General features: G+C 69.1%; 4 protein-coding genes. All 4 read right to left on the bottom strand.

The window, feature by feature from the left end:
- Positions 1-82: 82 nt before the first annotated feature.
- Positions 83-559 (bottom strand): hypothetical protein, encoded by a 477-nt coding sequence (locus tag ACIQTU_RS06045; RefSeq protein WP_400543871.1) that lies wholly within the window; start codon positions 557-559, stop codon positions 83-85.
- Positions 560-563: 4 nt separating this feature from the next.
- Entirely contained in the window at positions 564-1,163 is a 600-nt protein-coding gene (locus ACIQTU_RS06040; protein ID WP_400543868.1) for an OmpH family outer membrane protein, read from the bottom strand.
- A 3-nt stretch (positions 1,164-1,166) separates the two neighbouring features.
- The gene (locus ACIQTU_RS06035) at positions 1,167-1,946 is read right to left on the bottom strand and encodes a SapC family protein (RefSeq protein WP_400543865.1); all 780 of its coding nucleotides are present in this window, start codon (positions 1,944-1,946) and stop codon (positions 1,167-1,169) included.
- 64 nt (positions 1,947-2,010) lie between these two features.
- Complete coding sequence (locus tag ACIQTU_RS06030) at positions 2,011-15,330, bottom strand: filamentous haemagglutinin family protein (protein ID WP_400543862.1); 13,320 nt, start codon at positions 15,328-15,330, stop codon at positions 2,011-2,013.
- Positions 15,331-15,352 lie beyond the last annotated feature (22 nt).

Genomic DNA, 15,352 nt, shown 5'->3' with positions numbered 1-15,352 from the left:
ATAACTTCAGCAGAGCGATGGATATTCCCGCTCAGGCTGCTCTACACCGGTAGAGGACACCGGATCGTCACCCAAGCAGAGCCTACCGCCGGGAATGGTTTGCGGGGTGACCAGTTTCTGGAACGACAGGATCCAGTTGAACTGACAGTCGCAAGGGCTGAAGCATCCCGGAGGGAGGCCGCGCCAGGCGGCGCCCACTCACCGCGGATCGCAGCGCCGCATCCGTTTCAGCGTGGGCAAAAGGCGCAAAGTCGATCCGTGTGATGCGCCCCTGAGCATCAATCCAGAGTTTGAGGACCAATGGCGGGGTGTGCCGGTCTGCGGCTGGCCGGGTCTGATGCAGGTAATGGCGAAAGCTCGACGCCGCCTCATTATCCTCTTCCAGCCAAGCCGTGACAGCCTGGGTCGCCGCCTCGGCGTAGGCGACCCAGGCAACGGGCGCAGCCTCGGGCGACAGGCTCTGGGCCTGCACCGGCGCTGCAAATCCGAAAGCTGCGGCCAGCCCGGTCGCCAGGGCGCGCCAGGACGAAGTCATGGTACGGGATGCAACGCCGGCCATGGCTCTATCGCGCCGGTTGAGGGGCGGCCTGGGGCAGGCGTTCGCGCTCGAAGGTCATGGTGGACAGACGGCCGTCCAGCGCCTGGACCACATCGGCGGTCAGGTCGTTGGCGAAGTTGCCGCCCAGCGCCGAGTTGCGGTCCAGCAGCAGGCCGCAGGCCTTGGCGGCGTAGACCTGGGCGATGGCGGGCTGGGCCTCGTTGGCGATGCGCTCCATGGCCTTGAGGCGGGTGGCCTCGACTTCCTGGCTGGCGTGGGCGGCCTTCTGCTGCAGAGCCTGCCACTGGCTGGCCAGGGCCTCGGCGCGTTGGCGGCGGGCGGCGTTATCGGGCTGGGTTTCCAGGGCGCGCAGTTGGGCTTCCAGCGGCTGCCGCTCGGTTTCGATCTCGCTCTGGGCGGCGGCGGCCAGGTCCTGAAGACGGGCGCTGGCGGCCTTACCGGCGGCGGCGTTGGCGAAGACCGCCTCACGCGACAGCAGGCAGACGCCCGGGATGACCGGACCACCCAGCGGCTGGGCGGCCGGGGCCTCCTGCGCGGCGGCCGGCAGGGCGGCGGCGGCAACCGCCGTCAGGGTCAGGGCGGCGAGGATGGAATGCTTGGTCATGGCTCAGGCTTTCTTGGATTTGGTCGGCTTGGTCGCGGGTTCGGCGGTCGTCGCCGCCTGCCCGTGCAGGCTTAGCAGCGCGCCGAAACGCTCCAGCGAGGCCAGATGGAAGTGAACCAGCGCCAGCCAGCCCCGACGATGCCAGTCCAGCACGACAGCTTCATCAAGCTTGGCGAACCGTTCCGTGTCGATGATCTGGAAACCGTCCAGACCCAGCTTGCGGCCGTCCGGCAGGGTGACGTCGGCGCGGCGGTCGATCAGCAGATCTTGCGCGCGCAGGGCCTCGCCGAAGGCCTGGGTGGCGGCGGCCTCGCCCTGGAAGGCGTTGCAGAAGGCCATGGCTTCCTGCGTCAATTGCGTCGGCTGATCGCCGTCGAACAGGGCCGCGCCCTCCGCGCCCGAGGTGGCCAGACGCTCCGAAGCCGCGTCGACGGCCAGGGCGAAGCCGTCAGGATTGACGGTGGCGATGAAGCCGAACGGATAACGACGCACATAGGCCGGCACGTATGCGCCCTCGGTCCAGCGGCCGTCGGCGATGAACAGATTGCGCTGTTCCAGACCCAGGACGGCGACGGGCTGCGCCCCCTCCCCGGCCGAGAAAACCACCGGATAGCAGCGCGCGGCGGCGGCGATCTCGCTGACCACCACCGGGACGAAGGGCGTCTCGGCGGCGAAGGCCACGTCGCCGTCCTTCAGGCGCCAGTCGCCGTGCTGGGCCGCCGAGAGCGGCTGCGGATCGCGATAGAAGAGCGGCAAGGCGCTCTGCGGAGAAGCGTCGGACATGGGATACTCCAGTCGAAAAGAGTGGCGGGAAGGGAAGCGTCTCGGCCTCCCTCCGCGCGGGCGGTTACTCGCCGAAGCCGAGGAAGCGGCTGGTGATGATGGCGGGGATGTCGCCGGTCGGCTTGGGCCGGGCGCGCTCGGCCAGACGGGCGGCCTCGGCCACGACCGAGCTGCTGGCCGAGGAGGCCGCCGTCAGGGCGCCGGTGTTGACCGCCGCCACCGCAGGAATGCCCACAGCGTCGCCCTTGACCTGGATGTTGGCGGCGTTGACCACCTGCAGCGCGGCCAGGTTGACGTTGCCCGAGACCCGGATGCCCGCCTCGCCTGCGTCGATGGTGCCGAGCGGCGCGATCAGGTCCACGTCGCCCGCCGGGATTTCCGGGATCGGGTTCAGGGTGGCGATGCCGGCGCCGGTGTTCTGGGTCGGCGGCGACAGGGTGACATTGCCGTACAGGTCATAGACCCGGCGCGGCGGCTGATAGACGGCGGTCGACTTGGACCCCCGCCCGGCGTTGATGTCGCCCTGGGCCGACCACATCAGCAGGTCGCCACCGAAGGTGGTGAAGACCCGGCTCTGGCCCAGCAGCACTGACCCCAGCGAATAGACGTCGATGTCGCCGGACCCCATGGACAGAACCCCCGCCGTCGAGGGCGGTGCCATGCCGCCGACGCCGACCACGGTCTGACCGCCCGCCACCAGCATCTCGATATTGCCGCCGAACAGGGTCCGCACCGCCGAACCGCCGAACATGGTCAGGTCCCCGGCGTAGGAAATGGCCTTACCCTCAGCGTCCTTCTCGGGCAGCAGGACGGCGATGGCGTTGCGGCCGCGCAGATAGCTGCCGAAACGCGGTCCGTTGGGGTCGTTGTATTCGCGACCGCCCGCCTTCAGCTCGTCGAAGTAGACCAGTCGGGCGAAGACGGCGCGCTGCTGGCGATCCAGACCGTTGAAATAGGTCAGGGCCTCCCTGGCGTCGGCGGCCTCGTAGCCGAAGCGCTCCTTCAGCCAGTGGATCAGTTCGGCGTCATAGGTCTTGGCCACCTTGCCGGCCTGATCCGCCAGCGGGCGTCCGGCCTCGGCCAGGTTGGCCGGGTCCAGATACAGCCTGGTGAAGGCGTCGTAGTTGGGACCGCCCGCCCCGACCCCGGTCAGGATCGAGATGCCGGCCCCGCCGTTGCGGGTCGAGGGCGACAGGTCGAACAGCGGGCCGACGCTGGTGAAGCGCCCGTTGCCGGCCTGATAGATGTTGCGCCCCGCCTCGACCACCAGATTGCCCGGACCGGCCACGGTCATGTTGCCGTAGATGATGTCCCGGCCCGCCGAAATCAGCGAGATGTCGGACGGGTCATTGTGCACCACCAGGCCGCCCTGGTTGAACACGCCGAACAGATAGACCGGCGCACCGCGGCACTCGATCGGGCCGCTGTTCAGGCAGCCGATCCCCGTGCCGGTGCCCAGGTTGACGATGTCGCGCGAGGCCCGCAGATCCACCGAGCCCGAGTTGACGTAGAGCTGCGACTGACCGTCGTAGGTGATGAAGCCGAAGTTCAGATTGCTGATGTCGCCGTCCGCCGCATAGAAGAGCGCCGGATTCTGACGGCCGGTCCGCAGCGTGCCCGTCGCCGTATCGGTCTGGAAGGCCAGCAGGCCGCCGATGGTCAGCGCATTGCCCTTGATCGGCTGAGGCACGTTCACCGGCGCGCCTTGCGTGTCGCGCCAGTCGGTCATCCACACGGGGCGGAACGGGTTGGGCAGAAGATCCAACGTCCGGGCCATGCCCGACAGCGCCACGGGGCGACCGGCGGCATAGGAACCGCCCGAGTCAGGATCACGCGAACCGCCGCCCAGGATCGAGGTTCCGGCCAGATATTCGACCAGGCCCAGCGACGAGGGTGCCAGCTCCAGCGGCGGGATGCCGCCGCCGCAGTTGTCGTCGCAACGCTCCGCGCTCCAGCGGATGCTGCCCTCGGCCGCCGTCACCCGCAGGATGGGCGGATACCAGTAACGACCGTCGCGCGCCGCGCCGTTGCCGGAGGCCGCCGTGATCGGGGTCACGTCGCCGCCCGCGCTGAACAGGCTGATGCTGGTGTCGTCGCGCCACAGCGAGAAGCTGGTCTGCATCACCAGACCGTCGGGCCGGACGAACTGGCCCGCGGCGTTGACATAGCCGACCGAAACCCCGGCCATCGACGCCCTGGTCGAGCCCGGATCGCCGACCCCGGCCAGGATCAGGTCGCCGCGCGCGTCGATGCGCACGTCGGCGTCGCCGATCACCAGGGTGAGGCCGCCGCTTGGCAGGTGGAAGGCGGTCCGCAGCGGACTGGGCAGACGCGGGTCCAGCACATCGACTCCGGCGCTGTAGGCGCCGGCGCCGACGCCGCCGGACAGGATGGAGACCTGTCCGCGCAGGTTGGTCACGCTGCCCGCCAGGTCCGTCGGCATATTGGTCGCCGCGCCCGGGTTCAGGACGCCGCCCAGACGGATGTCGACGTCGCCGCCGCCGGTCTGGACCACGCTTCCGTCCGTGACGATCCCCGCCGTCCGCGTCACCGAGGTCACGCGGCCGGTGCCGCCGACCGCGAAGTGCAGGCCCGAGCTGGCGATGCGAACCCGGCTCGTGTCCGAGCTTCCGTCCAGGCCCCTGCCCCAGTCCTGGGTCACGCCGGCGTCGCCGCCGGCCCGCACCGTCAGATTGCCGCCGCCCAGGGCGCCGACACCCATGAAACCTTCAAGCAAAGGAGCATTGAAGCCGACGAAGTCATTGAGCGCGCTGGAGTTGTTCGGAACATAGCCGCCGAAGTTGATCCACCAGGCGGTCGGCACATCCTGACCCAGAGCGACCGAGACGCCGTTCTCGCTGACGCCGTAACCGCCCTGACGCCACAGCCAGTTTCCGACGCTGCCGCTGCCGACGCGCTGATAGGCGAAATCGCGGTCCGTGGCGTAGCCGGTCAGGCCGCCCTGAACCGCCAGCAGCAAGTCGCCGCCGTGCTCGGGATACCAGGCCTGATAGTCGCGGATAGCGTCAGCGTAGCCGTCGAAGTTCGGTCCGATCCAGGGATTGGCCAGACCGCTGGAGGCGGTCAGCTTCACGCGTGGCTGGTTGAAGACGTTGTGGCCGTCCAGGGTCAGGCCGCCGATCTCGGCCGAGGGCGTGCCCGCCGTATAGACGCCGTAGAGCGACATCTGCTGATAGTCGCCGCCCGCCAACAGATCCAGAGACCCGACGCCGGTGCGGATGACGCTGAAGTTCTGCATCAGCTTCATCCCCTCCAGCCAGTTGGGGTTGAAGCCGTCCGTCAGGGCCGCCTGCGGGTTCACATAGTGACGATCGGACAGGGTCAGGTCGCCCGAGTGGCCCGTGCGGGCCAGATCGCTCGCCGCCCGCAGGGTGCGGCCGTCGGCCGAGCCGATGTCGGCCCCTGCCACCAGACGCATCGACCAGGACTGCGAACCCGCCGCCAGCATGGGCGCCACGGCCCAGATGCGGCCCTGCGTGCCATCCGCCTGGACCGGACGGGTGTTGTGCGGCCCGCCCGCGCCCAGCAGCTGCAGATTGACCCCCGCTGGGATCAGGGTTCCGGCATTCACCGTCACATTGCTGTTCAACTGAACATCATAGTGGAAGATGTTCATCGGCGTCCCGGCCGGAACCAGCGAGGCCGTGATCCCGAGGCTGTCGCCGATATCGGTCGGCAACACGGTGCCTGCTCCGTAATAGGCACCCGGCATGATCATGCCGGTCACTTCCGCGCCCGCGCCATAGAGCGGCGTCGCGCCCGCCTCGAAGGCGGCCTTGCTCTCCCAGATCGGGGCGGTCGTGGTCCAGCCGGTGGCGAATATGTAGTCCCCTTCGCCGCTGACGAAACCGAACGGAATGGTCCGCCCGGTCAGGAGCATCGCCCCAGCCCGCACCTCGATGCCGAAATCGAGCACCACGGGCGAGAAATGCCCTCCGGGGATGGTGGTCACATCGCCCGCGATCGGGTCGCCCCGCAGGGTATAGGACGCATCCAGAACCACCGGCTCGCTCTGCAGGCCCGTCAGACCGGCGACCAGAACCGTGCTGGCGCGCGGGATGACGTCGCCCGCCTTCAGCTGGGTCGTCGAGGACAGGGTCAGGATGGCCGGCAGGGCCACGCCCTTGGGCCAGGTCATGGCCTTGAGCGAGACGGCCATAGGCAGCAGCGCGCCCTGGCCCAGCTCGGTGTCGGCCGGCAGGGTCATGCCCGCCTTCAGGATGGTTCCGCGCGCGATCACCGAACCGTCCGGCAGACGGATGCTCGAGGTCGCCACCCAGTCCTGCGGCAGGACGGCCGGCTGGGCCAGGCTGACATCCGCCTCGATCACCTGGTTGCCGATGACGCTGAAGCCCCGGACCGGCGCGTCGAAGGTCAGACTGACCCCGGCCGGGAAGGCCGCGCCCGCCGACAGGCGCAGGGGCGCCATCAGCTGGTGATCAGCCGGCAGAGCGAAGAAGCCGCCCGCGTCGGCGGTGTTGTAGAGCACCCAGCCGTTGTCGTCCGGCGTGCGCGCGGGCTCGCCGAAGCCGTCGGTGATGCTGCCGTAGATGTTCAGATCGTCCGCGGCGCGAACCAGCAAGACGCCCGCCTCGCCCGAGCCATAGACGCCCGTCAACTGGGTGTCGGCGTTCAGGCTGGCGTAGCGATAGCCGGCCAGGTTCAGGTCGCCCGACACGCTCAGGCTCTGGCCCGGCGCGCTGGTCAGTTCGACGCCCGGACGCAGGTGGAAGGCGTCCTGATAGGCGCGCAGACCCGCCAGACGGCCCAGCAGGGCCTGGTTGGCGATGGCGGCGTTGATGAAGGCCGTGCTGTCCGTATGGATGCCGTCCATCAGGGCCTGATCGATGACCCCGCCAGCCGGTTGATAGGTGCGGAAGCCGTTGACCGACAGGCTGTCGGCGCCCTTGATCGTCAGGGGGCCGCCCGCCTCGATGGCGATGTCGTTGGCGCCCAGACGCGGGGCGTTCAGCTCGATCCGGCCGCGCTTGACGCCGTCGGGCGACGACAGGTCCAGCGTCGCGCCCGAGGCCAGGGTCAGGGTCCCCGCCTTGCTGCCCAGCTCGATATGAGCGCGGTTCGAGGCCTCGATGGGCGCGCCATAGCCGTCGACCACGATGGTGTCGGCGCTGGCGTCCAGAACGGCCGTCGAGGCCAGGGTCAGATCATCGCGCGCCGACAGCCGGATCGAACCCGGACGGGCGCCGCTGGCGTCGATGCGGCCGTTGACGATCAGGTCGCCGCCGTCCGCCGCTATGGTCACCTGACGCGCCTTGATCTCGTCGCCGACCACGACGTCGCCGCTCTTGATGACGAAGCTGCGGCTCTCGGTGACGCCCGTCTGCGTCAACCGCTCGTTCAATTCACGGAAGTCGCTGACAACGTTGGCCCGAATGTCGATTGAGCCGTTGCGCAGCGAGGCGTCGGGGGCCTTGTCGCCGTTGCGGGCGTGGGCCTCGATGACGCCGTTCAGGGTCGCCGCGCCGTTCAGCGCCGTGACCTTGAGCGTGCCCGCATGGTTGTGGTCGGCGCTCAGGTCGATCTTCGATCCCGAAGACGCAATGACGTTCCCCTGCGCGCTTTCCAGCTCCACGTCGCCGCCCCAGCTGTAGCGGGTCTCCTCGAAGAAGTCGGTGGCCCGGCCCGCCAGATCCAGACGCGCCTTGTCACCCAGGACGATGTCGCCCTCGGTCGCCGTCAGGACCAGCCGGCCGCTGGGCAGGGCGATGGTCGTGTCCGCCGTGATGCTGGCGGCGGTCATCCTGATCTCGGCGCCCAGTTGCGGCTTGGGCGCTTCGGCGGTCGAGGCCGTCGCCGGGGCGGTCAGGCTGATGGCGCCGCCCGCCTTGTAGTGCAGGCTGGAGCCCGCCTGACCCGTCAACAGGGGCGTGGTCAGGTTCAGCGTCCCGCCCTGCCCCGCCTGGCCGTAGATGGCCTGGGACTGATAGACGGCCAGCTCGCCCTTGTGGTTGCTCTCGATCCGCTGCGAGGCCGTCAGGTTGACGGTGCTGAAGCCCAGAGCCAGGCGGTTCATCGGCACGGGCGCGCTGATGGCGACCCCGTCCTGATAGCCCAGCACGATGCGGTCAGCGATCAGGTTCAGCGTTCCCAGCCCCGTCCCGGCGCCGCCGGCGATGGGCGCGCCCGGCTGGGCGGGAATGATGGTCGAGCTGTAGCTCGGACCCTGGGCGCCCAGGACGCTGTTCCAGACCAGGGTCCCCGTCGTGATCTGGGCCGTGTCGCCGGCGCCGCCCGCGCCATAGAGGGCGGGCGTGTTCAGCACCAGTTGCAGGGCCGAGACCCCGGTGGCGGCGTCGCGGGTGTCCAGGCTGATGGAGCCGTAGAAGTTGATCGACTGGCTGGCCGAGAGGATCAGCCGCTCCAGCTTGGGCGCGCCCTTGCTCTGGTCGCCCGCCATCAGACGATCCAGCACCGACTGGTTCAGGGCGATGCCCGACGGCAGGACGCCGTCCGCGCCCGCCTCGGCCAGGGCCTCGCTGGTTCCGATGTTCACGGACGCGGACGAGAAGGCCAGGTAGCGCGCGCCGTAGTTGACGTTCTCGCCTAGGCTGACTGCGCCCGGCGTGACGAAGCTGAGCGTGCCGTCCGAATAGAGGGAGGCGCCGTCCTCGACGGTGATGACGCCGGTGGCGCCGCTGGAGGCGTTGCTGGTGAACTCAAGCAGGCCGTTGGACACGGCCAGCAGGTTCACATTGTTGGCCCGCAGGGTGTAGCCCATGCTGGAGTCGAAGGCCGGAGCGCCCTTGCCCAGGGTGGTGATGCGGGCGCCGTCCTCCACCAGAATGTCGGCGTTGCGGTCGGCGATCAGCAGGACCTGCGGCCCTTCCAGCACCGCACCGTCACGCACGGCGATGCCGCCGAAGCCGCTCGAGCTGAGGTTGCTCTGGTTCGGCCAGCCGGCGCCGGGCATGACCTGGATCTCGGTCGACTGACTGGTGGTGAAGACGCGGTGGGCCGCGCCGCCCAGGGTCATGATCCTGGCCCCGACCGCGTTCAGATCGGAGGCGTAGAGCGACAGGAAGCCGTCGCCCGACTTGCTCCCCCCGTCGGCCAGGATTTCCAGCGTGAACTTGCCGCTGTCGTAGTAGTCGCCGCCGACCACGGCCAGCGAACCGCCAATGCCGCCCTCGGCCGCATCGAACAGACCCTTGCCCTTGAAGGAGAAGGCCGGACGATCCTTGTCCGCATCCGGCGCCAGGGCCAGGATGAAGGTCTTGCCGTCCTGGGGCAGGAAGGGCAGCGGGCTGTTGAACAGGGCCGCCGCCGGCGCCTTGACCAGGAATTCGCCGAAGCTGGTCTCGTTATATTGGGAATAGGTGCGGACCACCTTGGCCGGGGTCAGGATGGCCTCGACCTTCAGGGCGCTGCGCGCATCAGTGTTCGCCACGCCCGTGGTCAGGCCAAGATGGGTCGAACCGTCCGCCAGACGGGTCACGCCATTGGCGCCGGCCGGGACATTGCGGCCCAGTTCGACGCGGAAGGCCCCCTCCATCAGGGCGTATTCGGCCGGCAGCAGGGTATAGACGCCCGCCGCCAGACCCTCGATCCCGGCCGGGATGACGATCTGCTGGCCGAGACCCGGCTGGGCGTGGCCGTCGATGGCGTTGGGGGCGACCGAGGCGCCGTAGGACGGCACGATGGCGTAGACCTGATTGTCCGCATGGCTCAAGCCGTCGAAGGCGGGGCTGATATTGGCCAGGGCCGTCTTCAGCACGTCCACCGAACCGCCGCGACCCGTGATGAAGCCGGCGCCGGCGGGCGTGCCGCCGCCCGACAGGTCCAGCACCGAGCCCTCGTCCGCGCGCAGCGAGCCCAGCACCATGACCCCCTGCTTCGCGTCGGTGCTCTTCAGCTCGACGCCGTTCAGCATCCACTTCAGGCCGTCGGTCGTGCCGCCGTAGGGAATGACCAGATCTCTGGCGCTGACCGAGGTCAGGCTGCCGGGCAGCAGATTAACGTCCCGCGTCGTGACCGAGGTGCTGACCCAGTTCGACTGGCCCGGCGGCAACAGGTGGGGCGCCGGCACGAAACCGCCGGCGCCGAGGGTGATCGACCCCAGGGGCGCGCGCAGCACGCCGCCCTGATTGATGATGTCGGCGCCGACCGTCAGCGAGCCATAGAGCGACAGTGGGGCGGACGGCGTGACGCCTTCCAGCTTGTGGAAGCTGACCGTGCCGCCGGGGACCAGCGACGGGTTGAGAATGGTGTCGCCGGGGAAGCGATAGATGTACTTGCCGGCATAGATCGAGGCGACCGCGCCGGTGATCGGATAGATCTGGGCGGCGGTCAGGGCGATGTTGCTCATCGCATTGACCTCGCCGCCGGTCATACGGATGTCGCCGCCGCTGACGATGTTGATCTGGCCGTGGGCCAGATACTCGTAGTCCTGCTGACGACCGCCGGACAGGCCGATGGAGCCGTTGATGCCGAACAGGGCGCCGCCCATGTCGACCAGGCCGCCCTTGATGGTGAGGACGCCGTCGCCCATGCCGGGGACCTTGAACAGGGCCTGGGAGCCGTCCTCCCATCGGACCAGATTGTTGCCGCGCTTGGTTCCGCCGGAAACGAACCGCACATAGGCGGCGCTCAGTTTCGAGTCGTAGTTCGCCCCATCGCCCAGCGAACCGATGGCGCCCGACAGGGTCAGGTTGCGCGACAGGGTCAGATCGACCGGCCCGTCCAGCAGGATCACGTCCGTCGTATCCAGCGTCAGGCTGCCGAAACCGCCCGCCTTGATCTGATCCACGCCGATGCGAGCCTGGCCGACCAGGTCCGCCATGCCGTCATTGGCGGCGGCGGAGTCGGCGTTCAGCTGGCCCGGCGTCCAGCAGCCGGTGATGCAGTCGCCGTATTGCAGATCGGCGGCCAGACCGCTGTCCTGTTCGGCTCCCAGGATGATGCTGCGCAGGCGGCGCATGTAGTCGGGCATGTCGCGCACGCCCTTGCCCAACTGGGCCAGATAGGGGGTCGTCAGCTTGATCGACAGCAGGCCGCCCGACGCGCCCTCGCCTCCTGCATGGGCGCGCATGTCGCCGTCGAGGAAGACGCCGTACTGGGACTGGAAGCGGATCGCGCCGCCGTCGGTGGCCACCGTCAGGCTGTGCCGATCATGGGTCAGGCCCGAGGTCAGATAGTCGATCTGGGTCGCCGCGCCCGAAGCGTCCAGCACCGCGCCGGGCCGCACCACCACATAGGCCGCGCGCTGGCCGCCGACGGTGATCTCGCCGCCTTTCGAGACATGGCCATAGCGCAGGCCGTCGGCGCCGACGGCGCTGAGGCCCCGGCCCGAGACGTCGATGACGCTCTTTTCGCCCAGCCACAGGGCCGTGGTCGGATCATAGACGACGTATGACGGCTGGTAATCGAGCCGCTCATTCTCCTCGCGGCCGGCGATCAACGACACCTTGCCGCCGCGGGCCTCGATGCGGCCGTCGATCCGCATGCCTTCCATGGCGGTCAGATTGACCGACTGGCCGTCATCGACGCGGATGCTCGCGCCCTCGATCAGCACCAGTTCGCCAATCGGACGGGGATCGGTCACGGGATTGCCGTAGCCGGTCATCCAGTTGCGCTCGCCGAGGCCGTGGGCGGTCAGGCTGAGGCTGGCGCCCTGACGCTGGATGAAGCGCCCCTTGGCCGCATCTTCGCGCAGCATGTCCGGCGTCCACAGTTCCATCGCGTCCTGCACCGCCGCACCGCTGGCGAAGCCGGCGCTGTCGGCGGTGAAGCGGCGCACCGGGGCGCTGACGTCGATGTCTCCGCGCACATGCAGGTCGCCGCCTGCGCGGATGTCGTAGCGCGAGAAGCCGCTCTGGAAGAGGTCGCCGTCCAGGTTCAGCGGCTTGGCCAGCTTGACCGCCGTGCCGAACACCGTCCCGGCCGTGATCGTGCGGCCCTCAGGCAGCGTCAGATCGGCCTGAAGGACGTCGCCCTTGGCGTAGGTGAAGGCCACCGGCGGAATATTGACCCCGGTCGGCCAGATGTCGGGATTGATGATGAAGCCGGCGGGCGCCTGGCCGTAGCCGAACTCCAGATAGGTCCCGCCGGGGATGACGTCGCCGGGATAGTAAACGTTCCAGTCGGAGTCATAGACCTCGAAGCCGTCCGGCACGGTCCAGTCGCTGCTCAGGGTGACAGCCGAGAAGTCCAGGCTGACGTCGGCCGGCAGGGGCTGGCCCGCCTCGACCCGGTCGATGGTGTAGGTATAGTCGAACGGCAGGGTCTCGCCCGCCTTCAGCACCAGGTCTTCCAAAAGCTGCAGGTCCATCGGCGCCGGTTCGCCCGCAGCCAGTTCGTCGCCGCCGTCCATCACGGCCCCACCGATGGTGATCGGACGCCCGGCGGCCGAGACGGTCAGCGTGCCGCCCGCGTTTTCGCCCGTGCCATAGGCGCGAATGTCGCCGTCCAGCGTCATCTGCCCCATGTTGGCGCGCGGCTCGACGCCGACCGCCAGGCCGACCGAACCGCCCCTGGCCCCGACCGTCTTGCCGTCCAGCAGGATGGCGGCGCCCGCCGAGACGTCGATCAGGCTGTCCTTGCCCAGCGTCAAGTCGCCCTGACGGCTTTCCAGCATGACCGTCCCGCCTTCCAGATGGGCCAGATCGCGGACGTCGCCGCCCGCCTTGACGTTCACCCACAGGCCGCTGGCGTCCAGGGTCACGCCCTCGCCGACCTTCAGGTCCGTGACCTCGGCGCAGCCCGCGCCGCAGGGCGGAACCGCCGCCAGGGAGATGGAGCCGCTGTGGGCCGTGATGTCGGCCTCGACAGCGATGGTCTGGCCGCGCACGGCGACTTCGCCGCCGTGGCTCAGGGTCAGATCGCCCTCGATCCTGACCTCGCCGCCATTGATCCGCAGCCCGCCCAGACCCGCCGCGCTCAGCGCCTCGGCCGACAGGACCACCGTATTGGCCAGATCCGGCGTCAGGGCCGCGCCCGTCGCCACGCCGGTCGAGCCGCCGCCTTCGCCGACCACCACGGTGTTCTTGAAGGGGATCTCGGCCCCGACCACCGGCTGATAGGTCTGATGCAGACGGTTGCCGACATAGAAGCCGCCCGCCAGAGGCGTGACGTTCTGCGGCAGGTCATAGCCGTCCAGGCGATTGGCGAAGTCGCCCGAAATCTGGCCGTCCTTGATGATGGGCGGCGTGGTCGGTCGGGCGCCCGTCTGGCGCTCACCCGTCACCACGTCGGCGACGATCTGGCCGTCGAACAGGACGGTCGGCGCCGACAGGGACAGGACGCCGGCGTCGCGGCCGACGGTGTAGCCCGCCTCCCAGCGCACGCTGCGCGCCGAGTTGAACAGGGGCTGGGCGTAGACCTCCTGGAAGGCCTCACCCCACCGGTCGTGATTGACCACGAAGGCGTTGCCGACCGACAGCATCTTCACGCCCGCGGGCGCCTGGCCCAGGTCGTAGAGCTTGCCGTCCGAGCCCATCATCCGCGTCGACTGGATATAGCCCGCCGCATAGTCCAGCGAGCCGCCCGAGATGTCGAAGACGGCGCCCTTGTGGACCACGATCTCGTTGCTGTTGATGTTGATCGTCCCGCCCTGGGCGGCCCATTCGCCGATGCCGTGCGCGGTATTGCCCAGATGCCCCCCGACCTCGATCAGGCCGCCCGGCGTGTAATAGCGGTTGCCCTCATGCCCGCCCGTGCCGCTGGGCAGCAGGATCAGGTCGCGAATGTCGATCCAGACGTCGTTGTTCTTGAGCCCCTCGCCCTCGCGGTTCAGCGGCGAGTCGCGCAGCTCGAACGGCTGGATGTTCACCTTGAGATTGTTCGAGGCCATGTCCATGGCCACGTCGCGCACGCCCGAGACGTTCAGCTCGGCGCGGTCCTCGACCGTGGTGCGCTTCATCGCCACGACCGCAATCTGGCCGCCCTGGGCGATGGTCTGGGACTCCGACTGGAAGGTGACCGAGCCGCCAGTGGCGATCTCGACCCGCGACATGTCCTTGCGGTCCGGCGTGCCGTAGGTGACGCGGTTGATCGCCTGGTTGTTCAGCCAGGTCGCGGGCGCGCCTCCGGTCAGGGCCGACTGGGCCAGCAGGGCGTCGCGCTGGGCATTGGTGGCGGTGGCGTCGCTCTCCAGCTCCGGCAGGATCAGGGTCAGGCTGTCGCCGGTCAGGGTGACGCCGGACTGGCTGTCGGACAGGTCGGTCAGCAGGTGAATGGTGCCGCGCGTGTTCACCGAGGTGGTGGCGATGGCGACCCCGTCCTGGACCACGTGGCGACCGGCCAGGGTAATGTCGCCCTCGGCCGCCTGGATCAGGCCCTGGTTGACGACGCGGCCCGCGTTGCTGCCCGCATCCACGGTCACCGCGACCTCATAGCCGCGCGTGGTCGACAGCTGGTTGGCGTTGGTGCCGTAGCCGGGGCGCATGATGAAGTCGTCGCCCGCCGCCATCAGGGTCTGGCCGCGCCCGGTGACGATCGTGCCGGCGTTGACGACCTCCTTGCCCAGCAGGGCGACGTAGCCGCCGCCCTCGACCACGGTCGAAGGCTTGGACGTGGTGATCTGCGCCCCGGCCTCGACCGTCACGGCGCCGCCCGCATCGGTGAAGACGGGCACGAGGATCGGGGCCTCCCAGAAGTTCACCGGCGGAATGGAGTTCGAGGTGATCCCGCGCTCAAGGAACTGGATGTTCGAGATGTCGGCCGTGGCGGCGATCAGGTTGCGGACGTTGACCTGCGAGGCGCCGCCGAAAATGATGCCGTTACGGTTGATGATGTAGACCGAGCCGTCAGCCTTGATGCTGCCGAGGATCTTCGTCGGATCAGCGCTGGCGTCGGTGACGCGGTTCAGGGCGACCCAGTCGGAATGGCCCTGCTGGTTGAAGACCAGATCCGTCTCGCGCCCAACGTTGAAGCTGTCCCAGGTCAGGATGGCCTTCTGTTCGGTCTGACCGACGGTGACCGTGGTGCGGCCGTCCGCGCCCGTCGTCTGGCTGGGACCATTGGCGCCGACCCACAGGCTGGGGTCCAGGGTGACGCCCTCGGCCACCTGAAGCCCGCCCTGGCCCAGGCCGTTGGGGATGTGGCTCTGGGCAGCGAGCGCGGCGGCGCGGGCGGCGGCCTGGGCGTCGGTCATGGCCTGACGCGTAGCGGCGGCGCGGGCGAAGGAGGCGATGGCGCGCTGGCTGGCGCTGCTGGCCTGTGCCGCGCGACCAGCCTCGGCCTGAATGACCTGGGTCACGGCAGCGGTCGGATTGGCCCCTGCCCCGCCCCGGCTGCCGAAGCCGCCCCGGTTCTGGGCCTCGGCCGCGCCGGCGACGATCAGGGAGCCGAGCGAGGCGCCGACCAGCAGACGGTGACGCAGCGAACGCGAATCGAGACGGATCATCGGGCGATCTCCAGAGGAGCAG

Origin of the sequence: Brevundimonas sp. NPDC090276 (assembly GCF_044772165.1) — a bacterium.
Taxonomy (GTDB): Bacteria; Pseudomonadota; Alphaproteobacteria; order Caulobacterales; family Caulobacteraceae; genus Brevundimonas.
This window is presented reverse-complemented; position numbering and strand designations above follow the sequence as displayed.